Origin of the sequence: Mucilaginibacter terrae (assembly GCF_042679325.1) — a bacterium.
GTDB lineage: Bacteria > Bacteroidota > Bacteroidia > Sphingobacteriales > Sphingobacteriaceae > Mucilaginibacter > Mucilaginibacter terrae.
This window is the reverse complement of record NZ_JBHTMJ010000012.1, coordinates 414529-435695: the sequence shown is the minus strand read 5'-3', so window position 1 is coordinate 435695 and position 21167 is coordinate 414529. Positions and strand designations below refer to the sequence as shown.

Here is a 21167-nt window from a genome sequence, read left to right as displayed (position 1 = left end):
CTTTTTAGACTTACTAAAATCTATGCCTAAGCTTTCGTTCCCCCAACTTTTCGGACTGATCCTATTAAACACCATTTATTATGAAATCATTATTGTATATCATCGCCGTAATACTGGTAATAGGTTGGGCCATCAGTGTTATCGCTTACTCCATAGGCGGATTAATCCATATTTTAATTTTATTAGCCATTATTTCACTGGTAATAGGTTTGCTCAGGGGGTCATCGTCTACCACAACGGTGTAAAATAGGTTACTATTTCACCGATATATCATAATGCGGCTTCTCTGGAGCCGCATTTTTTATGGGCACCCATCATCTGTAATAAGTGATAACGCGTTAATCCTCTATACCAATAACACGTACCAGGATGCGGCTTGGGTGCGCTATGCCTAATGTTGTGCCTGGCTTGGTTATCAAATAAACGGTTAAGTAACCATCTACCACACCTTTCATTACTTTAAGCCGGGCATCAACATCATCAGGTATGTAGGTCATTGATTTTACAAAATGCAGCTTGCCTTTTTCATCAGCTATTACCTGCATAGAGTAGTTGAACGTGTTATATGCTTTATGAATAGTTACCGTAAATGTAGGGGAAAGATAATTATCGGCCAGCGTTACGTTTTCCATAGCAATTGCTTTGGTCACGTTCTTTTTAGTAACTGTAACGTTTGGGTTATTACTAATAAGGTTGGCCGGTTCGGTAGCGGCAAATGCCTTATTGATGTTTGCTATAGAAGCTTCAGTTTTTTTCTTGATGTATAGGCTATCTCTGCGGGGAGGGGTTTGCAATTTATCCGCAGTGGTATGCAGCACATTTTTTATATAGTCGTTGCTGTACAGGGTCATATAGATGTTGCTTTTATCATCTATCTTTTGATTGGCTACATACAATACCTGGAAAAGTATGCTGTCCTTAGTCAGTTTTTTTACCCTGAGCCAGGAGTGAGCTACGGTGGCCACCGAATCGTGATCGATAATAACCGGCTCTACAATAAACTTTTGCAGCACCAGGCTAAAGATCCGCACCGAATCGTCGGACAGAAAAGTGATCTGCCATTCGGGTTCTAAATGATAGCCGTAGTTATTATAGCCTAAATGGTTATCATACTCACGCCGCACTTCGGTGTAAGCAATGCCACGCACTTTTTTAAAGGAAACCCGAGCCTTTGACTTAGCACCACTGTTGTTGGATGGAGGTGTTTGCTTGCAGGAAACGGCCATTACAGCTGTGCAAAGCAATAACAATAAATATTTAGTTATTAAAAAAAGACGGTAGTTATTCATGCTTACCCATTTATAATTCCTCGTACCCCAAAATAAGCTGAAAAAACCTTAAAGCGCAAGTTAAGTATCCAATAGCTTCTTTATTGCGCCAGGGAATTTATTTAATTACTGTAAATTCAAATTTAGTTGTGAAATAATAAACTTATATTTAGCCTATAAATCAAACTTTAAACATGAGTCTTTTTTCTAAATTTTTGGGCAATGCCGGCGTGGCTAACCCCAACGAACTATTAACCGAGTATGCTAACCTGCTTACCGAGAATGAAACCATAGAAATTGGTTTTAAGCTGATAAGGGACGTGTTTATTTTTACTAATAAACGGCTTATTTTGGTTGATAAGCAAGGCATTACCGGTAGTAAGGTAGAGTACCTGTCTTTGGTTTACAAAAGTATCACCCGTTTTAGTATAGAAACTGCAGGGCATTTTGAACTGGATGCCGAACTGAAGATCTGGATCTCGAGTGAAATTACCCCGAGTATTAAAAAGAAGTTTAACAAGCAGGTAAATATATACGATCTGCAAAGAATATTGGCCCAACACGTGTTAGGCTAAATCCAGAATAAGATATAACGATCTATAACAGAACAACCGGCGTTAAACTGTGCTATTGCCAATTGCAAAACAGTAAGCCGGTTGTTTTTTAAAACGTATTTCAACTCACCGTGCCGGGCTAATGGGCCGGTTATTAATGTTGTTTTTGATTATAGGCATCTATTTGTGCGCCCACCGCATGAATATATTGCTGCGGTATGGTTTGAGTAGTCGTTTCGCCCGAAAAATACCAACCCCTGGGTGATCTCCGCAGATTAAAATACACGTCATCGGCACTGTTCTTATTCACAAAAAGATATTCCCCTTTTTCAACCGTTACCGGTCCGCCCAGTTGGGTGCCGTCCACACTTTCAAAAAAAGCATTAAATAAATGAGTAGGCATGTTGTATAGGTTAAAGTACGCAAAATTAGGGATAATTGTTGGGGATGACAAATTCATATATGGGCTATCCAAGCGTATAATTTCAATAAACGTTATGTTTAAATGTCGTCTACACTTTCAGTTTTTTCTCACCCACCACAACCCATTCCCCCAAAAACCGTTAATATTGCTGTACCATAAATGACTATACAGCAAATTCTTCAGCATTACTGGAAACACGAGGCTTTCAGGCCCATGCAGCAGCCCATTATTGAGGCTGTAATGCAGGGGCACGATGTGTTGGCGCTGCTTCCTACGGGTGGAGGTAAATCGGTTTGTTACCAGGTGCCGGCTTTAGCTATGGAGGGTATTTGCATTGTGGTATCGCCGCTGATTGCCTTAATGAAAGACCAGGTGGATAATTTGCAGGCCAAGGGTATAGAGGCGCTGTCTATTGTATCGGGAATGGGTAAGCGGGAGGTGGATATTGCGCTGGATAATTGCATTTATGGTCCGGTAAAATTCCTGTATCTATCGCCCGAGCGTTTGGTGAGCGAACTGGTGCAGGAACGTATCAAGTACATGAAAGTGAACCTGATAGCAGTTGATGAAGCGCACTGCATCTCGCAATGGGGTTACGATTTTCGGCCCCCGTACCTGCATATTGCCGATCTGCGTCGGCTGCACCCCAAGGTACCCATATTAGCCCTGACCGCCACGGCCACTGCCGAGGTAAGGGACGATATACAGGACAAGTTGCTGTTTAAGGAGCATAACGTTTTCCAGGAAAGTTTTGCGCGCAAAAACATCAGCTACCGGGTACAGCACGAAGAGAATAAATTACGCCGCATGCTCGAGGTAGCCCGCAGCGTGAACGGCAGCGGTATAGTATATGTACGTAGTCGTAAGGAAACCACCGAACTTAGTAAGTTTTTCAACGACCATAACATCCCGGCCGATTACTATCATGCCGGGCTGAGCGGCCATACCCGTACAGCCAAGCAGGAGCAGTGGAAAAACAACCATATCCGCATTATTGTGGCTACCAATGCCTTTGGTATGGGCATAGATAAACCCGACGTGCGTTTTGTGATGCACAAAGACCTGCCCGAAAGTCTGGAAGCCTATTACCAGGAAGCAGGCAGGGGCGGGCGCGATGAGCAAAAAGCCTATGCCATATTGCTGTATAACGAACTCGACCGGCAAAAGCAGCAGCGCAAATACGAGGTCAGCTTTCCATCGGTAGAGGAAATTAAGCAGGTGTACCATTACCTGGCCAACTACTACCAACTGGCCTATGGGGCAGGCGATGGGTTAAGCTTTGACCTGGACCTGGCCGATTTCAGCAGCCGTTTTAAACTGGATGCGCTTAAAAGTTTGAATGCCCTCAAGTTTTTAGAGCAGGGCGAATATTTGAGTTTTAATGAAAGCGTGTTTCTACCTTCCAGGTTTCAGTTTGAAATAGGGCATGACGAGTTGTACAATTTCCAGATCCAAAACCCGGCCTGGGACCCTTTCGTGAAAACCTTGCTGCGCTCGTACGGCGGCGCGTTCGATAATTATGCCCGTATCCGCGAATTTGACATTGCCCGCCGCACTAACCTCAGCGTGCAGCAGGTAACCGAAGCTTTGCAGCAACTAAATGCCTTTGAGGTCATCAGTTACCTGCCCCAAACCGATAAGCCGCAGGTAACCTACCTTAAACCCCGGCAAACATCGGCCAATTTATGGATAGACCGCCAGCAAATGGAAAACCGCCGCTCCATCTATCTTAAAAAAATGGAATCCATGCTGGCCTACACCGAAACGCCCAAATGCCGCAGCCAGCAACTGTTAGCTTACTTTAACGAACCCGACGCCCCCAAATGCGGCATTTGCGATGTTTGCTTGCGCGAAAATCGCCTGCAAAACGCCGGTCAGTTACAAAGCCAGTTAACCGATGAAATATTGCAATTATTAAGTTCGGCACCACATAGTTTAGAACAAATGGTATTAGCTCTTAAACACGGCAAAAGCCCCGAACGTTTAACCGCTATTCGCCAGTTACTGGATGCGGGCAGGATCAAGACTAACGGGGAGAAGTATTATTTGTAAATGGGGATTAGGTAAGTGCTAATGAAAGTACTCCGTTTGGGCAACCGCTGATTTTCTTTCCTCCCCAAGGAGGGATTTCACCTGTCTTTGTTTGCTGCCCGGCTTTGCAGGGTAAAGGCCTTGTGCAAATAGTAGCATAGGGAAGTGACTTGATTTTTTGGTTCTTTTTATCAAGAAAAGAACGATGGCCTCTTCGGCCACGAGCAAACCGGACGCATTTATTTCACATTAATCTAAGTTCAAAAGGGAAAAATTATTTCATAAATATTACTACTATTGCAGGCAAGTAAAACAAGGAAAGGGGTAGTGGTGTTGCATTTTTGTAGCCAATCCGCAAACACTTTGCTTTGTCTGCAATTACTATGATTTATTGTCTGTAAAGACTATTCCACTATGGCAAAACTAACCAGTAAAACCCAACCTGCTAAAACTGATATACCTTTAGAGCAGGAGTCTTCATTCCCACAATCACAACCAGTAAAAACTAAAAAGCCTTCATTGGCTAAAAGTAAAACACTTCAGCCCAAAGCTGCTACCTTCCCCGATTCGGTGCCCATTAAGGCAACTAAAGGGAAAGTTAAAGCGGCACAGCCCGAAACATCCATAACCGCTATTGTGGCAAACCTGGCTGTAAAAAAAGGCAGGAAAGTACCGGTTGCCAAAACTAACGATCTGCCCGTAATACACGAAAGCAACACCGCTGAAGAAATACCGGCAACCTTAAACGCGGTGGAAGTGTACAGCCGCTTTACCGATTTTGATATAGACCTGTTTAAAGGTGGTAAACACTTTAAGCTTTACGAAAAGCTGGGTTCGCACGTGGTTACACATAAAAATGTGGTAGGTACGTACTTTGCCGTATGGGCTCCAAATGCACGGTACATTTCGGTAATAGGCAATTTCAACGGCTGGAATAATGGCAGCCATGCGCTAAATCACCGCTGGGATGGTTCGGGTATTTGGGAAGGTTTTATTCCGCATATTGGTAACGGCGAGGTTTACAAATACTTCATCAACTCCAATAGTGGCGAAGACCTGCAAAAAGCCGACCCTTTTGCCCTGCGCTGGGAAGAACCACCACAAACGGCATCTATTGTGGCCGATACTTATTACGATTGGAACGATGCCGACTGGATGGCTAACCGCCATCAGCATAACGCATTAGATAAGCCGTATTCGGTTTACGAACTGCACTTAGGCTCGTGGGCACGCAGTAAGGAAAGTCCCGATGAATTTTTAACATACGACCAACTGGCCGATACTTTGGTGCCTTATATTAAAGATATGGGCTTCACCCACGTGGAGTTTATGCCCATTATGGAGCACCCTTATTATCCAAGCTGGGGATACCAGCTTACCGGCTATTTTGCAGCCACCTCGCGCTACGGTACCCCGCAACAGTTAATGCATTTAATTGAGCGTTTTCACCAGGAGGGTATAGGCGTAATATTAGATTGGGTTCCGTCACATTTCCCGGGCGATGCGCATTCGCTTTACCGTTTTGATGGTACACATTTGTATGAGCATGAGGATGTGCGCAAAGGTTACCACCCCGACTGGACCTCATATATTTTTAATTACGGACGTAACGAGGTAAAGGCATTTCTCATAAGCAATGCTTTGTTTTGGCTGGATAGGTATCATGCCGATGGTTTACGTGTAGATGGTGTAGCTTCGATGCTTTATCTCGACTATTCGCGTAAGCATGGCGAATGGGAGACCAATATATACGGCGGTAACCAAAATCTGGAAGCTGTAGCTTTTTTAAAAGAGTTTAACATGGCTGTGTACAGCAATTTCCCCGATGTGCAAACCATTGCCGAAGAATCAACCTCGTTTCACGGCGTAAGTCGCCCGGTTTATACGGGTGGTCTGGGCTTCGGCATGAAATGGATGATGGGCTGGATGCACGATACTATCAATTATTTTCAGCAAGATCCCATCAATAGAAAATATCATCATAATGAACTGACCTTCAGTTTGATATATGCCTTTACCGAGAATTTCATGCTGCCTTTTTCGCATGATGAGGTGGTGTACGGCAAAGGATCGATGCTCAGCAAAATGCCGGGTGATGAATGGCAGAAATATGCTAACCTACGCTTGTTGTACAGTTATATGTTTACTCATCCGGGTGCCAAGCTGCTGTTTATGGGGTCCGAGTTTGGTCAAACTTCAGAGTGGGCATTCGATAAGTCTTTAGACTGGTGGGTAACCCAGTTTAATTGCCACAGCGGCATGCAGCAAGCAGTTAAGGCACTTAACCACTTATACCGAAATGAGCCCGCCCTTTACGAAAAAGGTTTTGACAGTTCAGGCTTTGAATGGATAGACGGCGGAAATGCAAATGATTCGATACTGGTGTACGCCCGTAAAGGGCACGATGCCGCAAACGATGTGGTAGTAGTATTGAACATGACACCAGTAGTACGGTATAATTTCCGCATTGGTGTAACGGCAGCAGGCGAATGGAAAGAGATCTTTAATTCGGATGCCAGGCAATATTGGGGTAGCGGGGTTAATAACCCTTTGCCGCTTAATTCAGAAGCTCGGAGCTGGCATGGAAAAGCTAATTCCATTAATATTACTGTACCACCTTTAGGCGCGGTAATGTTCAAGAGGGGATAGAATACAAAGTCAAGAGTACAGAATCAGGAATACAGAGTTTACATCTAAATAGATGCTATGCATATTCTTGACCTCTGTACTCTATATTCTTTACTCTTATTACAGTGTCGCTTTATACTCGCAATTACCTATAGCCCGTTTATAATCTTCAATCGAATCGAAGTTTAAGCAAAGCTTAATGGCTTTTTTATAAAAGATAACGGCCTCGTCAAAGTTTTGGGCATATTCTTCAATAATACCTAAACGATAGTTCACCAATGATTTATCAACCAATGGACGTATCATGGCTTTGCCAGCTACATCGCGGGCTTTTTCCCATTGTTCTAAGTTGGTGTACAAAACAATGAGGTTAATATAGGCGTGCGGGTACTGCGGGTTACTACTAATAGCCGCTTTATAATGGTTTTCGGCGCGGTTATAGTCATCAAATTGGGTGCGGTACAACCAACCTAACGAATTATGTGCCTGGGCGGTACTGGGTTCTTCTAAAATAATGTTTTCCAACAGTTGCTTAGCCTGTAAATAATTGGCATTACGTATGGCTTCTTCGGCCTCTAAATATATATCTTCCCAGTTGTGCATGGTAAATTAATCAGGTGTGTAAAGTGCAATGTACAAAAATTGCTGTTAGGTTAACTGCACCTATAACGCTAAATGAAACATAAATGGCATTAACCAGTTCATTTATATAGTTAAACTACAATTGATGAGCCCTGAATTTTTTTATTTATACTTCATAGCCGGCACCATAGCACTGGTGCTTACCATTTACCAAATCGTTGCAACTTATCAGGCAATAAACTCTGGTAACATTATATTGTACTTTATACCTGTTATACTGTTATACTACATGGCCTATAAGGTTTATCATGTAAAAAACGATAACGAACTCATGTAACGAATAGGCTGAAATCATTAATTTTTAATGCAAAGAGCAAAACAAACCGTTTGTATTAAAGGTTAATGCAATAACACCTTAAATAGAAGAGTTATGTTAGCATTTGATCAAGACACCTGGACTACTGAACAGGAGATACCAACCCAACTGCACCGTCAGCCTTCAGAAGTTGACAGTGAAAGATTTTCAAGAGCGGAAGCTGTTGACCCGGATGATGAAGATCTGGAAGATGACGACGATTTAGATCTGGATGATGAGGATGATCTGGATCTGGATGATGAGGATGATTTAGATGATGACGTTGTACCTGGTTATGATGAGGATCTGGATACAGACGAAGACCTTGATGAGGATGAAGACTTAGACGATCCGCTAAGGGCTGAAGCTGATTTGGATGATACAGATGAGCCGGACGAATTGCCGGAATACGAAGAAGCCGATAATGAAGATTTAGGCTACCCTGATGAGCAGGAAGTTCGTGTGCCACAAGAAGGCAATGATGCTTCGTACAGTGAGCAAACCGATGTTACGCCACCAACTCCACATGAATTTCCATCGGAGGGAAGCCCTAAAACCGATTTTACCAGCCGTAACCAGGGCCGTACTACAGGCCGAATGGTGGGTCATGAGCCGGGTACCGAAGGCGGTATATAATTAAATAACTTATAAAATGAAAAACCACTTCTGTTAATAGGGTGGTTTTTTTTGATTAGGCTAAATTGTAAGGTATTTGTAGGATGCTTTTTGCCGTTGATTATCAATTCGGCAGAAAATTTTTAATAAAACAGTACAATTTGGTAGGAGTACCCTATTAATTTATATACTCCCAGGCACTTTGGTAACCGCCCAACTGCTCGGCATAAGTAATAAAATTAGCATAAAATGGCAATTGCGCCAGGGTAGAACTGTCGCCGATGACCACCAGCTTTTTACGGGCTCGGGTCATGGCTACGTTCATGCGGCGTATATCAGCTAAAAAGCCGACGTCGCCTTCATTATTACTCCTGGTCATGCTAATGTACACTATATCCCGTTCCTGTCCCTGAAAACTATCTATCGTATTTACTGAAATCTTCTCCCCATAAACCAACAATTCTGATTGATTTGCTAAATGTTCATTTAAAATCCTGATCTGTTCCTTGTAAGGGGAGATCACCGCAATGGAAGGAAAGTTTAAAACTGTATATCGTTCGCTAAATTGTTCTACCAACTGTCCCAAATGTTTAAATAAAAAAGCAGCTTCTTCGGGGTTGGTAGAGCTTGTCCCTTCCAGTTTTTCATCAAAACCGCAACCGGCGGTATCTACAAAATTCAATGGTTTATCACCCTCAAACAGTAACCGTTGCGCAACAGACTCATGCGCCCGCAGCTTATGCTCATAAAACACGGCAGACGAATAACCCATAATAGCCTCGTTCATGCGGTATTGTTCTTCCAGCAATGTCACTGCTTCGGGGTGCAGGGTTACACATTTTTGGAGCAGGGTACTGCTTAAACCTCCTGTAGCCGCTTCTATAGATTTAATAGTTGGTGAAAGTTGGAAATGGTCTCCGGCAAGCACTACTTTCTGTGCTTTTAGTATCGGGATCCAGCAGGCCGGTTCCAAAGCCTGCCCGGCCTCATCAATAACTACGGTAGTGAATTTAACATTACGCACGGTGTAATGGTTGGCCCCAACCAGTGTGGCGGTAATTACCTGCGCCTTGGTAACCAAATCGTCAATAATATACTGTTCGGTTTTACCCACCTCTTTCATAATCTTGTGTGCCTCGTCAAAAAGGGCTTTACGCTGGTCGCGTTCGGCTTTGCCAAAATTGCGCTTGTATTTATGCGCCATGTTTTTGTATTCACCAGCCTGCTTTTTCAGCTTTTTCACTTCCTTCATTTGAGGGTGCTCGGTCATCTTGCTGTCGAGCGTTAAGGCCATCAACCGTTCCGATACGCGTGCCGGATTGCCTATGCGTAAAACGTTCAATCCCTCGGCAAAAAGTTTTTCGCTCAGCAGGTCAACCGCCGTATTGCTTGGCGCTACTACCAAAATCTGTTCATGGTTTTGCGTAATCAGTGTTTTAATAGCTTGAACCAGTGTAGTGGTTTTACCAGTACCCGGTGGCCCATGCACCACGGCCAGATCCTGTGCCGCCAAAATTTTTTGCACCGCCGCCTGTTGCGATGGATTGAGGTTACCCAACGGCGTATTAACTATCTCATTAGAAAAAGACGGTGCTTTTTCTCCGGTCAGTATTTGTATTAAACGTCCTTCGGCTGGCTTTTGTCCTAATACATCGGCAAGTTTGAGCGCATTTTGCATCTCATCATAGCTGTTATTGTCGAACAGCAGGTCGATGCCTAATTTACCATCGCGTGCCCATTCGGGGAGTTCATCAGTAAAAAGTGTTATTTTAAGCCGGTCGCCACCTTGATAAGAAATCGTTCCTTCAATGCGATCGTTTTTGGCATTATGATTAGAAAATAATGCAGCCGATGCACCAAAACGCAATTGGTGACTTACATCCTGGTGGGTGGTGCGCTCCACTTCTACGGTTAAATAATCGCCCCGGCTGGGTTCGGTTCCGCGTATGGCAATGGGGTACCAGGTTAGGCCATTTGCCCGCCTGTCGGCGGCCGATGCACTTTCGGTTAATTTTAAGTAAGCTTTACGGTCATCATTACGCTCTATATTCAGCAGGTTTAAAAGCTTTTTAAAATAATCCATGCGGCAAAGGTAACAAACGCTGTAAATTAGGATACTTGCAATATTGCAGCGTATTAACGTTTTTAAATAATTACATTAGTTTTGGTTAACCTGTGTATAAGTACTCTTCCGGGTATTATTTTAGCTGGTTTGTAACAAAGCAGGTAGTTTAAATGTAATTTACACCGCATGTAGGCGGTACAACCTGGCGCATCATTTTAACAAATATTAAATGAGTAAAGTATTTACCATAACAGAGGGATTGGAAAACCTGGGCGCTTTACGCACCGGCGGACAAGGATCAGTATATAAAGGCCGACGCACAGGTACGATTTATACCGCTATTAAGCTAATGCCCACACCCATCCATACCGAAAATAAGGAAGATAAGAACTATCGTAACTTTCAAAATGAGGTGGCTAAGCTGCAAAAAGTAAACGAACAACCTAACCCCAATGTGGTAAAGATCATGAGCTGGGGTTTAACCGATAGCGGTTCTTTCCCCTTCATTGAAATGGAATACATCGAAGGCCCTGACCTGAGCGAATTGCTGCAACCACCCCATGAGAAAATCTTTACTTTGAAAGAACTCATTAAGGTGGCAGATCAACTGGCGGGTGCTTTAGCGCATTGCCATAAAGTAGGTGTTAAGCACGGCGATATTAAAAGTAACAACGTAAAATATAATATTCATACCGGCAACTATATGCTGCTTGATTTTGGCTTGGCCATTATGACCGAAGAGCAGCGCCGAAGTAGTGTACGCCATGCCGGAGCCATTGAATTTATGGCACCTGAGCAGCACGAAGGCCACATGCTGCCGCAAACCGATGTGTATAGCTACGGTATTATTTTGTACGAGTTACTATCGGGCGAGGTGCCGTTTCCACTTAACAGCAATGGCGAGGCGGGCCGTAATATGGTAATGCTGGCTCATATGGAAACCCCCTTGCCCGATCCGTTGAGTAAACGCAAGGATAACCTGCCAGAAAGCTGGGCGCATCCACAACAAGTGCAGGAGATGCAGGTACCATACTGGCTGCTTAAAATAATAGCCAGATGTTTGGAAAAAGACCCTCAAAACCGTTATGCCAGCGGGGTACAATTACAGGAAGCTATTGTAAATGGAAGCTTATCGGCCATAGAAAATAATCCGCAACAACAGGTAGCTTTAGGTACCAACGCATTGCAAGCTGAAAATGAACGTCTGCAAGCACAGTTACTGCAATACCAGCAGGCCCAAACAGTACCTTTAAATGAACGTAACCTTGAAACCGAAGATGATGGCTCAAAAGTAGTATTGGCCAAGCCATTATTTATTCTGTTTGTTACATTGTTAATCTTGTTTATGGGGTTTTCGGTTTATTCGGCTTTTTATAAGCGGGATGCCCGCTTCAGGGAATTACCTCTTACCGATAGTTCGCAAACCCAAGTTGATACAGCATCCAACGAAGCAGTTCCTTCGGAAAACACAGAACCGTACAATGCCGAAGCCGCCCGTCAAAGAGCCAAGGATTCGATGCAAAATGTAATAGATAGTGTTATTAAGGCCGAAAAACTAAAGCAGGAATCTAAATCCAAGGCGGATACGATTTCAAAAACTGAGCCTGATACTACAGTTAGTATAAACTAAATATGCGCAACGGTTATGCGTTGCATGCAAATATCAATACTCCAAACATACCCTAATGGAAATTAAACCTAACTTTTGGCAACGCATAGGCATACAGGACTGGTTTTTAACCAATGAAAACAAGGAAACTGTTGCCCTTGCGCCCACGCTAACGCCCGATACTATTTACGATTACATAGTTGAAAAATTCCAGGAATCCATAGCCGATTTGTCGTTTGCCGGGCGTATCGTTTTTTATCACGAATTCATTATCAGCTTTAATGCCGAAGATTATAAACAGTTTAACGAAAATCGCCAGGGTATCATCGGCCTCATCGTGCAGGAAACCGTCAAGCGTTTTTACGAAATATTAAGGGAGTACCGCGCCGCAGGTAAAACCGTAGAGCCATCGGGCTCTAAATGGGTATTCCGTGTGGTATCGCACCCGGAATATGCCCGTGGCGATAAAGGTTTTATGGGTAAACTGCTCCCCGATGCCGGCGCACAAAACGTACCAAAAGATGAGAATTTACGGGTGACTTTTATCCCCAGGCAAACGGGTATAGCTCAAACCTTTGATATTAGCCAGGATGTGTTAAACGGGTTTACCTATTACAGCGATGGTTATTTTGAACTGCCTTACGAAGAAAACCTGGTGCTGGATGCCAAAGATGCAGACAAACCCGAACAAACTACCCTTGCCCGTTTAGAGACCATTATGCCTAACCCGCAATTTGCCGGTAAAAAGGTAGAATACCTGATGAAGCATGAGGAAATTATGGTGACGGGTAGCGAGGATACTCGGGAGGAATCGCACATCTTCAGGATCCCGTCGGATTGGGTTAACGTGCCGCATTTATACATTCGTTTCAATAATACCGACGGTAAATTTTACCTGGCTTCATTTGGTGAGATCACCACACTGAACGAAAAACCGGTGATCCGAAGCGATGTTAATGCGCCAACTTGGGTAGAACTGCCGGTTAACTCGCGCATGCTGCTAAATGGAATTATCGGTTTAAACCTTTTTAAAGCATAAGGGTATGTCGCAAATATTATCTGTAGGTTTATTGGTTATAGTGGTGTGCTTACTGGCTACTCATTTTTATGACATTAAAAATTCGGGAAAACGCAATGGCTGAAAACTATTTTGGACTAACCGATGTGGGCCAGGTTCGGAGTAACAACGAAGATACTTTTATAGCTCAAAAAACTGCCGACAACCGCTATGTACTGGCATCGGTAATTGACGGTGTGGGCGGCTATACCGGCGGCGAGGTTGCAGCTGCTTTGGCCCGCGAAGAGATCATCCAGCAGATGGATGAACTAAGTGGTGATATTATTACGGCCATGATTAGTGCATTTAAGCTGGCCGGTAAGCGTATATACGACCGCAAACGCCAGGAGAAGGAACTGGAAAGTATGGCTTGTGTAGCTACGCTGGCTATAGTTGATGTGGAAAACAACCAGTTTTACTATGCCCATGTAGGCGATACCCGGTTGTATCTGCTGCGTGATGGTTCGCTGGTTAAGATCACCAAAGACCATTCGTTCGTAGGTTTTTTAGAGGATTCGGGCAGGATTAGCGAGTCGGCAGCTATGAATCACCCTAAACGCAACGAAATTAATAAAGCGCTGGGTTTTGATACCTTAATAGATACCGATAATGCCTATATAGAAACCGGCGACTCGCCATTTTTATCGGGCGATATGCTCTTGCTTTGCAGCGATGGGCTTACCGATTTGGTGGATAAGAATGAGATAATTTCTATTCTTACACAAAACACATCTTTAAAAGACAAAGCAACGCAACTCATTAATGCAGCAAACAATTATGGCGGTAAGGATAATATTACCGTAGTATTGGTTCAAAACAATAAAACGGCGCAGAGCTTTAGTGCCACCATGCCAACTCCAGTGGTAAAAAAAAAGATCATTGAAGATACGGTAACTGCACCGATACAAACCTCACCCGCTAAACCCATTACCAAACCAGCTGAAGTAACCGCTAAAAAGGGTAACGGGCTTAGCTATATATTAGGCATGCTGTGTTTGTTGCTGCTCGCATCGGCGGTATGGCTGTATTTGCAGTGGCAAGGTAAGAGCGCCGTAATAGTACAGGCAACAGAACAAATTGTTGCACAGAAAAGAAAACGTAATTCGCAGGAAATTAAATTGCAGGAAGCCATTGACAAGGCAGCGGGTGATACCCTGATACTGTCTGATACTGCATTTAAACAGCCAGTGATCATTAGTGACACTTTGCACATTAAACGCGATACGCTTTATCTGAAAGGAAACATCGTTTTACAACGCGATTCTGCTTATAGCGGTCCGGCCATGCGGGTAACTTCCAAATGTAGGTCAATGGTACTGGAAGGTTTTAAATTTCAGAATTTTGATACGGCTATCGCATTAAATAATAACGAATTTTATTTGCGCCATGTGCAGTTTGTAAATTGCAGGCAAGCCGTGCAAAATGTGTACACTTTTGTTGAGAATAAACTGGTAAGCAGCGCGTTTCCATACTTAACTTACCGGGCCGATTCGATAAGCAATACCACAAACAAACCTAATGGAAGCAGGTAAAACAGAACCCCGGATAAGGGGAAAGGAGCGGCTATTTCTGTTGATGTTAGGTGTAATATTTGCACTATTGTTTTACCGTTTGCACACTGTTTTGCAGCTGCGCTTTGCCGATGTGGATAAACGTTTGCAAGACGGTACCATGGTTAATCTCAACGATAAAAACCCGGCCGGCCGTTTCAGGCAATTGCTGGAAAAGGGTTATTATTTTGAGGATAAGCGCGACATCGACCTGATTGAGGCAATCGTAGCTAAAGGAATTGCCACTGGAGATCAAATAGATAACATCGGCGAGCTTAACAAACGCAAATACTACATTAATGCCGATGAGGCTTTCAGCGAAGGCGGTAAATTGTTTAAAAATAGGGTAAATGCATCACGTTCATTATTAGGCTACACCGGAAATGATTCCCTGCGTTTTAAGCAGGAGGTGAAAAATCCTCCATCCGTTCCTAATGTTACAAATTTAGGTATGGGCAGCCATAGCATCGGTGGTAACATTGTTGGCAGGGAAAGCGAACAAGCGGTTGCAGGTGTTCTCATACGTTTGCAAATGATACTGCCGCAGGATAGCATCGCTACCGATGAACTGACCGAAGACGTTAAAACCAGTATCCAAACGGGTACTGGCTTCACTAAAACTTACCTGCCCGGTAATGCAGGCATACAGCGTTTACAGAGCTTAACGGCGTATGCACGTACCAACAATAAGGGTATGTATCAGTTTGATAATTTGCCCGATGGCAAGGCATTTAAATTGCTTCCCTTACAGCCAGGTTACCAGTTCGGTACATCGCAGGGGATAGAAAGCCTGGATGATGATGCAGAATTCACTTTTTACCAGTCGCCGCATACTATCCGGCTGTTATCCACCCGCGACTTTAACATTCTGAAAAAAGAAAAATCGTTGATTGTGCGTACCCCGCAGCAGTTCAATAGCTGGTTCTGGATTATTGCGGCAAGCTTTATAATCGGGTTCTTTATAATTCATGTTTTGCTGTCATGGAAATTTAATACGGCCGATCAACTCATTTTACCGTTGATTATGATGCTCACGGGTTTATCATTTTTAACCCTGTTAAGTTTACAAGACCCACTACGCGATCGCTTTTTAGCGCGGGATACTTTAACTTATTTTGGTATAGGATTAGTGGGCATGTTTGTTATGCTACTATTTAATATGCGCCGTTTTACTACCGATTTTTGGTTGTACCGCATGCTTGTATTTAAGAACGTGCGCAGTGCTGCCAATGGCTGGCCCTGGATAGCGCTGGCGGTTATTTTGTTGGCGTTAACCATTACTTTTGGTACGGGCCCGGAGGGTAGCGGTGTTAAAGTAAACCTGTTTGGTTTTCAGCCCAGCGAAATTGTAAAGTATCTCATCATTTTATTTTTAGCCGGCTTTTTTGCCGCTAACGAAAAACTTATCAGCGAATATACCAGCCGAACCAAACGCTGGTCGTTCTTTTCCTTTGCGCTTATAGCCATTTTGGTTACCTTAATGCTCTTTTTGCTTTTGGGCGATTTGGGTCCGGCCATGGTGGTGTGTTTTACTTTTATTACGCTATTCTCTTTTTCACGGGGCGATTTCGCCTTTATGGCTATGGCCGTTGTTATCTATGTAATTGCCTCGTGGATATTTAAAAATGTATGGCTGTCTGCCCTTGTTACAGCTGTAATAGTAGCCCTGCTTATGTCTTTTCAGCGCAGGCAACTCAGCGAATCGGCCATTATGGTGCTGGTTATTATGGCGGCATTTTTAACCATAGACCAGATTCCATACCTCGATAAAGCCTTTCCCGGACCTGTTCAGCGTTTAATTGACCGCAAGGCTATCTGGCAAAATGCCTGGGATAATGAGGTATATGGTGGCGACCAGGTAGCTAACGGCCTTTGGGCCATGTCGAGCGGTGGTGTATCGGGTCAGGGCGTGGGTGAAGGTTTCGCCAAAACCATCCCCGAAGCACATACCGATATGATTTTGCCTTCCATGGGTGAGGAGTTTGGATGGACGGGAATTGTGTGTATTTTTATGTTGTTTCTGCTGTACCTGCACAGGTCGATATTGATAGGTCGACGCACGGGTACACCTTTCCTGTTCTATTTATGTGCGGGTGTGGGTGTTTCTACTTTTGTGCAATTCCTGCTCATAGCAGGTGGATCTACAGGTGCGTTGCCATTATCGGGCGTATCATTGCCATTTCAAAGTTATGGTGGCTCCTCGTTGGTAGCCAACTTACTGGCATCCGGCTTTTTACTATCTGCTTCCTTAGTGAGGGGTACACCTGTACAAATGGCTTATATCTCCAAACAACAAGACAAAAACCTGGTGCCTGCCTTGGTAGCCGCTTGTTTGGGAGTAATATTCCTAACGGTGAATGTATCTCGTTATTTATTCAACAACAAAAAATGGGTTGTACAACCCTCATTAGTTGCCGATAAGAGCGGCGCGCGGATGTTTAGCTATAATCCGCGCATTGCCATACTTATGAACCGTTTACAGGCGGGAAACTTGTACGACAGGACTGGCGCTTTGCTCGCTACTAGTAAGCCCAATAATATTCGTAAACAAAGATCGAAGCTACGTAATGCAGGTGCTGATTATAATTTAGATTCGGCCACTCATAAGCGGCTGGACCGGTATTATCCATTTGAGGAGCAAACATTTTTTTGGACGGGGGATGCCAATACTGGCGTATTTAACGGCAGCAGCAACGGCTACTTTGCCGAGTATGAACACGCTGCCGAACTGCGCGGATTTGAACTGCCCAATACCAGCTACAATACCACCGCCAGCCGTTATCGTGAAGATCGCTTTTTGGCCCGCGGTGTTAAGGAAATGACCGTGGTAAAGAAAGACTACAAGGCATTAGCCCCCTTACTGTTGGCTGGTATTAATAGCGAAGAGGTAGAGGCTTTTAGAAACCGTAACCGGGATGTGCAGCTGACCATTGATGCAGGATTACAAACCAGTATTCAACGATCTATAGCTACCGATACCTCTCTGGCCGATAACCGCATATCGGTAGTGGTGATGGAAGCTAATACGGGTGATGTACTAACCTCTGCAGTTTACCCGTTACCGCCCGTGCGTAACTGGGAACAACTGACCATGAGCAACACTGAGCAAAATCAGCTGGCCGGTTGGATGACCACCACCGATCTGGGTTTTACCTATGCTACCCAGCCTGGGTCTACCGCAAAATTACTCACCTCGCTGGCGGCATTCAATAAAATGGGCCTGGCCGCTGCCGATAAACGGTACACCGTAAGCATGGCCGAGCGCATCCGCACCAAAGGCATCGAACCTGATGAAACGGGGGTTATTAGCCTGGAACGTGCGGTGGTAAAATCTAATAATGTGTACTTTATTAAAATAGCCAACGAAGAACATTTACAAGAAGAAATGGCTAACTTGTATTTGAAAACCGGTATGTTTTTGCATGGGGTAGGTGGCTATTATTATGGCCGTTTGTCCGAAAATGCCTCCCGAGAGCAAAAATGGCGCGAATTATGGCGTAAAACGGAGTTCAATACCAAACCACGGTACGATCCAAATAACGTACATCGTACCAGGGCTAAAGGTATTTCGGGCATGTCGTGGGGGCAGGGCGAACTAATTGCTACCCCGGCGGCTGTTGCACGTTTGGTTTCGGGCGTGGCTAATAATGGTAAACTGCTGGGTAGCCGTTACGTGTTAAAAGTAAGTAAAGATAAACAACCTGTTAAGCCTGGAATTAAATTGGTGAACAATGCCGAATATACCCAACTATTGCGCGGTTATATGATAGAACAAAGCGCACCTAAGGCATACACGTTAGGCATTACTGTGGCCGGTAAAACAGGTACGCCCGAGCGTATATGGAAAGGGCAGCAAATTAACGATGGCTGGTACACCTTTTTTGCACCAAAGGCTAAAGGCGCAGGTAACATGGTGGTGTGCATAAGGGTGGAATCTACCAAAGGATCATCGGATGCGGTGAAACTGGCGGGTAAACATGTGGTACCGTTTCTGGTTCAAAAAGGATACATTAAAAGTATTACGCCGTAAACAACCGAATAAAGCAGCGGTACAATAGCTGGTACGAATTTTAGTTCAACACAAAAACATCGATAATTATATGTTTAATTTTTTTAAGAGCAGGGCAGCCGACCGTCCTACCGATGTAAAGGGCGTTAGGTACGCGTTGCTGCAATTTATAAAGCAGGAATTGCAAAAGGCCGAAGGCGGCGAGGGGGGTAATATTAAAGGTTTGTGCCTGTATTTAGCTTGTAACGCTACCGAAAAGCATATTTACGAAACAGCGGTATATGCCGATGAACCGGAGGTTTTTAAAGCGGAGATCCAGAAAATAGCGGACGATTACGCTTTAGATCTGCCTGCCAACTGGTCGATGGATGTAAATTTCGATGAGCCTGTACCCAACGGGGCAATTAAAGCCACGGATACAGATGCTGCGTTTTTTATAAAGACTGGTAAGCATTTTATTAAGCAAACAGCTATTGGCTATATTACCGTATTATGCGGTGAAACGGATAGGTCCGAGTATGAATTATCATCGGAAGATGGCAAGGTTCACATAGGTCGCGATAAAAAGGCGCAGGTTAATGACGGTTTTTTCCGTACTAATCACATTGCATTTCCATCGGAAAGTGCCGATGCGGCCAATAAATTTGTAAGCAGGCAACATGCCCATATTGAATGGAATAACGATAATGCTCATTTTATGATCTACGCCGATGAAGGTGGTGTTCCGCCACGCAATAAGGTCAAGATCAAGGTAGAAGCTACCGAAGATATGGTCAAGTTGTATTCCACCGACATCGGTTACCCGCTGAATGAGGGAGACCAGGTAGTTATCGGTGAATCGGCTGTATTGTTATTTAGCTATAAATCAATCAATTAAATGAGTAAAGTTTAACAATAACCAACGGCCTGGAAAACCTGGGAGCATTAACTACACTAAATGGGAAAGGTATATTTACCCAAAAAAACATAATCAGACAAATTGGCAATATGTTTTTCTAATTGTCTGATTTATTTTTTCTAAACTTTTTTGATTGAAAGCCTAAATAAATACCGCTACTAATATGGATATGCCTCATTTGCCACTTACCTGGCAAAGCAGTCATTCAATTACTTTAAGAGTGGAACAGCACATCTTACAACTTTTAAAAGCTATGTCCCGGTATCGCGCACTTAATATGCTTTTGATATTGAATTTATCTGTAAATTTAAACTCATGGAAGAGCAGGACAAACTTAACCGCATTATAGAAGCCCGGATGAAGCTGAAGGCCCGCTTCGAGGGAAAAATGAAACTTACGCCATCTGTTGCTGATGATATTCCAAAAGGGACGGGCAATGCCAACCGACATGGTATGCCTGCCATACCTGTTGGGCAAACGTTAACCGTAAAGTGGCCTGTGCTTGATTTGGGTTATCAGCCAAAAATCCCTTTGGATAAATGGCGACTGACCATTAATGGTGCGGTTGAAAACCCTGTGAGGCTTAACTGGACTGACTTTATGAACCTGCCGCAAACCAAGGATACTTCCGACTTTCATTGCGTAACTACCTGGTCTAAATTAAATATGCCCTGGAAAGGGGTAAGCCTGCTCGACCTGGCTGCGCTCGTACATCCTAAAGAAACTGCTACGCATATCATGTGTTATGGCTATGATACTTACACCACTAACCTGTCATTGGAGGAAGCATTAAAACCTGATGTGCTGCTGGTACATACTTTTGAAGGCCAACCGTTACCCATAGAACATGGTGGTCCGGTGCGTATGATTACCCCGCAACTTTATGCCTGGAAAGGATCCAAGTGGATCAAGCGAATTGAGTTTTTAACCGAAAATAAATTAGGCTTTTGGGAAGACAGGGGATATTCTAACACGGCATATCCATGGCGAAATGATAGATACAGTGATTGATAAATTGATGCTTAAATAGAGTAACAATTTTTTTGGATCAGCGTATTAACTATAGTGCGCTGATAATCAAAAAGAAATCAATAATGTAAAGTTGGTAAATTCATCATAAAATAATGGTACCTTTACCCGCTACGCATGGAAGAAAGAAAATACTTAGCTACGTGGAAGAAATACCTTCCGATAATCCGTCTTCATCTTAAAAAGAGCCTTAACGAAGATCAGAATTTTAAACTGAACATCACAGATTTCGAGTCTGCGGGAGATCGGGGGAAATCGGGATATACTTTTACTATTACTATTGAAAACGGTAAGGTAATTAATAACATCAGCGGATCGGGTGTTGCACGCGATTTGTTTGAAACACTAAAATCTGACGAAGTTGTGAAAAGTCTGTTTCAGGATAAAAGCATCAAAATCAGTGTCGGTAAAACCTTTGTACTGAGCATAAAAACTACACACGTATCGGCCTTCAAATAGTTGGCTAATCACACTTAAATATTTAAAGTTCAAC

17 protein-coding genes are annotated in these 21167 nt (G+C 43.6%); 13 read left to right on the top strand and 4 right to left on the bottom strand.

Going from position 1 to position 21167, the window contains the following annotated elements:
* The first annotated feature begins 80 nt into the window (after nt 1-80).
* Nucleotides 81-245 (top strand): lmo0937 family membrane protein, encoded by a 165-nt coding sequence (locus tag ACFQ3S_RS13705; protein ID WP_377165354.1) that lies wholly within the window; start codon nt 81-83, stop codon nt 243-245.
* A 93-nt stretch (nt 246-338) separates the two neighbouring features.
* Here the strand turns inward: ACFQ3S_RS13705 and ACFQ3S_RS13700 are convergent, their stop codons facing one another.
* Nucleotides 339-1289 (bottom strand): hypothetical protein, encoded by a 951-nt coding sequence (locus tag ACFQ3S_RS13700; protein WP_377165352.1) that lies wholly within the window; start codon nt 1287-1289, stop codon nt 339-341.
* Between the two features lie 173 nt (nt 1290-1462).
* Here ACFQ3S_RS13700 and ACFQ3S_RS13695 point away from each other — a divergent pair, with 173 nt between their 5' ends.
* Nucleotides 1463-1843, top strand: coding sequence for a PH domain-containing protein (locus tag ACFQ3S_RS13695; RefSeq protein WP_377165350.1), 381 nt, complete (start codon nt 1463-1465; stop codon nt 1841-1843).
* Nucleotides 1844-1976: 133 nt separating this feature from the next.
* Here the strand turns inward: ACFQ3S_RS13695 and ACFQ3S_RS13690 are convergent, their stop codons facing one another.
* Nucleotides 1977-2225, bottom strand: coding sequence for a hypothetical protein (locus ACFQ3S_RS13690; protein ID WP_377165348.1), 249 nt, complete (start codon nt 2223-2225; stop codon nt 1977-1979).
* Between the two features lie 180 nt (nt 2226-2405).
* Here ACFQ3S_RS13690 and ACFQ3S_RS13685 point away from each other — a divergent pair, with 180 nt between their 5' ends.
* Together ACFQ3S_RS13685 and glgB are read left to right on the top strand one after the other, a co-directional pair.
* Nucleotides 2406-4298, top strand: coding sequence for a RecQ family ATP-dependent DNA helicase (locus ACFQ3S_RS13685; RefSeq protein WP_377165346.1), 1893 nt, complete (start codon nt 2406-2408; stop codon nt 4296-4298).
* A gap of 393 nt (nt 4299-4691) precedes the next feature.
* The gene (gene glgB, locus ACFQ3S_RS13680) at nt 4692-6926 is read left to right on the top strand and encodes a 1,4-alpha-glucan branching protein GlgB (RefSeq protein ID WP_377165344.1); all 2235 of its coding nucleotides are present in this window, start codon (nt 4692-4694) and stop codon (nt 6924-6926) included.
* A gap of 99 nt (nt 6927-7025) precedes the next feature.
* Here glgB and ACFQ3S_RS13675 read toward each other — a convergent pair whose 3' ends face one another.
* Complete coding sequence (locus ACFQ3S_RS13675; RefSeq protein WP_377165342.1) at nt 7026-7508, bottom strand: tetratricopeptide repeat protein; 483 nt, start codon at nt 7506-7508, stop codon at nt 7026-7028.
* A 124-nt stretch (nt 7509-7632) separates the two neighbouring features.
* On the opposite strand from ACFQ3S_RS13675, the gene ACFQ3S_RS13670 reads away from it, so the two are divergent.
* Nucleotides 7633-7824 (top strand): hypothetical protein, encoded by a 192-nt coding sequence (locus ACFQ3S_RS13670; protein WP_377165340.1) that lies wholly within the window; start codon nt 7633-7635, stop codon nt 7822-7824.
* A 93-nt stretch (nt 7825-7917) separates the two neighbouring features.
* Nucleotides 7918-8478: a hypothetical protein gene (locus ACFQ3S_RS13665; protein WP_377165338.1), complete on the top strand. Its 561-nt coding sequence runs from the start codon at nt 7918-7920 to the stop codon at nt 8476-8478.
* 157 nt (nt 8479-8635) lie between these two features.
* Here ACFQ3S_RS13665 and ACFQ3S_RS13660 read toward each other — a convergent pair whose 3' ends face one another.
* Nucleotides 8636-10540, bottom strand: a complete 1905-nt coding sequence (locus ACFQ3S_RS13660; RefSeq protein ID WP_377165336.1) for an AAA domain-containing protein — start codon at nt 10538-10540, stop codon at nt 8636-8638.
* Between the two features lie 211 nt (nt 10541-10751).
* Here ACFQ3S_RS13660 and ACFQ3S_RS13655 point away from each other — a divergent pair, with 211 nt between their 5' ends.
* From ACFQ3S_RS13655 to ACFQ3S_RS13625, 7 genes are all read left to right on the top strand, one after another.
* Entirely contained in the window at nt 10752-12152 is a 1401-nt protein-coding gene (locus tag ACFQ3S_RS13655) for a serine/threonine protein kinase (RefSeq protein WP_377165334.1), read from the top strand.
* Nucleotides 12153-12207: 55 nt separating this feature from the next.
* Nucleotides 12208-13170, top strand: a complete 963-nt coding sequence (locus ACFQ3S_RS13650) for a hypothetical protein (protein WP_377165332.1) — start codon at nt 12208-12210, stop codon at nt 13168-13170.
* Between the two features lie 95 nt (nt 13171-13265).
* Nucleotides 13266-14720, top strand: coding sequence for a protein phosphatase 2C domain-containing protein (locus ACFQ3S_RS13645; protein WP_377165330.1), 1455 nt, complete (start codon nt 13266-13268; stop codon nt 14718-14720).
* Entirely contained in the window at nt 14707-18768 is a 4062-nt protein-coding gene (locus tag ACFQ3S_RS13640; RefSeq protein ID WP_377165328.1) for an FtsW/RodA/SpoVE family cell cycle protein, read from the top strand. Before ACFQ3S_RS13645 ends, ACFQ3S_RS13640 begins: the two co-directional genes overlap by 14 nt.
* Nucleotides 18769-18838: 70 nt before the next feature.
* Complete coding sequence (locus tag ACFQ3S_RS13635) at nt 18839-19624, top strand: FHA domain-containing protein (RefSeq protein ID WP_377165326.1); 786 nt, start codon at nt 18839-18841, stop codon at nt 19622-19624.
* Between the two features lie 336 nt (nt 19625-19960).
* The gene (locus tag ACFQ3S_RS13630; RefSeq protein WP_377165324.1) at nt 19961-20656 is read left to right on the top strand and encodes a sulfite oxidase-like oxidoreductase; all 696 of its coding nucleotides are present in this window, start codon (nt 19961-19963) and stop codon (nt 20654-20656) included.
* Nucleotides 20657-20791: 135 nt separating this feature from the next.
* The gene (locus ACFQ3S_RS13625) at nt 20792-21133 is read left to right on the top strand and encodes a hypothetical protein (protein WP_377165322.1); all 342 of its coding nucleotides are present in this window, start codon (nt 20792-20794) and stop codon (nt 21131-21133) included.
* The last annotated feature ends 34 nt before the right edge of the window (nt 21134-21167 follow it).

Coding starts and splice junctions, on each gene's coding strand:
- ACFQ3S_RS13705 (WP_377165354.1), top strand. CDS start 81: ATGAAATCATTATTGTATATCATCGCCGTAATACTGGTAATAGGTTGG.
- ACFQ3S_RS13700 (WP_377165352.1), bottom strand. CDS start 1,289: ATGAATAACTACCGTCTTTTTTTAATAACTAAATATTTATTGTTATTG.
- ACFQ3S_RS13695 (WP_377165350.1), top strand. CDS start 1,463: ATGAGTCTTTTTTCTAAATTTTTGGGCAATGCCGGCGTGGCTAACCCC.
- ACFQ3S_RS13690 (WP_377165348.1), bottom strand. CDS start 2,225: ATGCCTACTCATTTATTTAATGCTTTTTTTGAAAGTGTGGACGGCACC.
- ACFQ3S_RS13685 (WP_377165346.1), top strand. CDS start 2,406: ATGACTATACAGCAAATTCTTCAGCATTACTGGAAACACGAGGCTTTC.
- glgB (WP_377165344.1), top strand. CDS start 4,692: ATGGCAAAACTAACCAGTAAAACCCAACCTGCTAAAACTGATATACCT.
- ACFQ3S_RS13675 (WP_377165342.1), bottom strand. CDS start 7,508: ATGCACAACTGGGAAGATATATATTTAGAGGCCGAAGAAGCCATACGT.
- ACFQ3S_RS13670 (WP_377165340.1), top strand. CDS start 7,633: ATGAGCCCTGAATTTTTTTATTTATACTTCATAGCCGGCACCATAGCA.
- ACFQ3S_RS13665 (WP_377165338.1), top strand. CDS start 7,918: ATGTTAGCATTTGATCAAGACACCTGGACTACTGAACAGGAGATACCA.
- ACFQ3S_RS13660 (WP_377165336.1), bottom strand. CDS start 10,540: ATGGATTATTTTAAAAAGCTTTTAAACCTGCTGAATATAGAGCGTAAT.
- ACFQ3S_RS13655 (WP_377165334.1), top strand. CDS start 10,752: ATGAGTAAAGTATTTACCATAACAGAGGGATTGGAAAACCTGGGCGCT.
- ACFQ3S_RS13650 (WP_377165332.1), top strand. CDS start 12,208: ATGGAAATTAAACCTAACTTTTGGCAACGCATAGGCATACAGGACTGG.
- ACFQ3S_RS13645 (WP_377165330.1), top strand. CDS start 13,266: ATGGCTGAAAACTATTTTGGACTAACCGATGTGGGCCAGGTTCGGAGT.
- ACFQ3S_RS13640 (WP_377165328.1), top strand. CDS start 14,707: ATGGAAGCAGGTAAAACAGAACCCCGGATAAGGGGAAAGGAGCGGCTA.
- ACFQ3S_RS13635 (WP_377165326.1), top strand. CDS start 18,839: ATGTTTAATTTTTTTAAGAGCAGGGCAGCCGACCGTCCTACCGATGTA.
- ACFQ3S_RS13630 (WP_377165324.1), top strand. CDS start 19,961: ATGGAAGAGCAGGACAAACTTAACCGCATTATAGAAGCCCGGATGAAG.
- ACFQ3S_RS13625 (WP_377165322.1), top strand. CDS start 20,792: ATGGAAGAAAGAAAATACTTAGCTACGTGGAAGAAATACCTTCCGATA.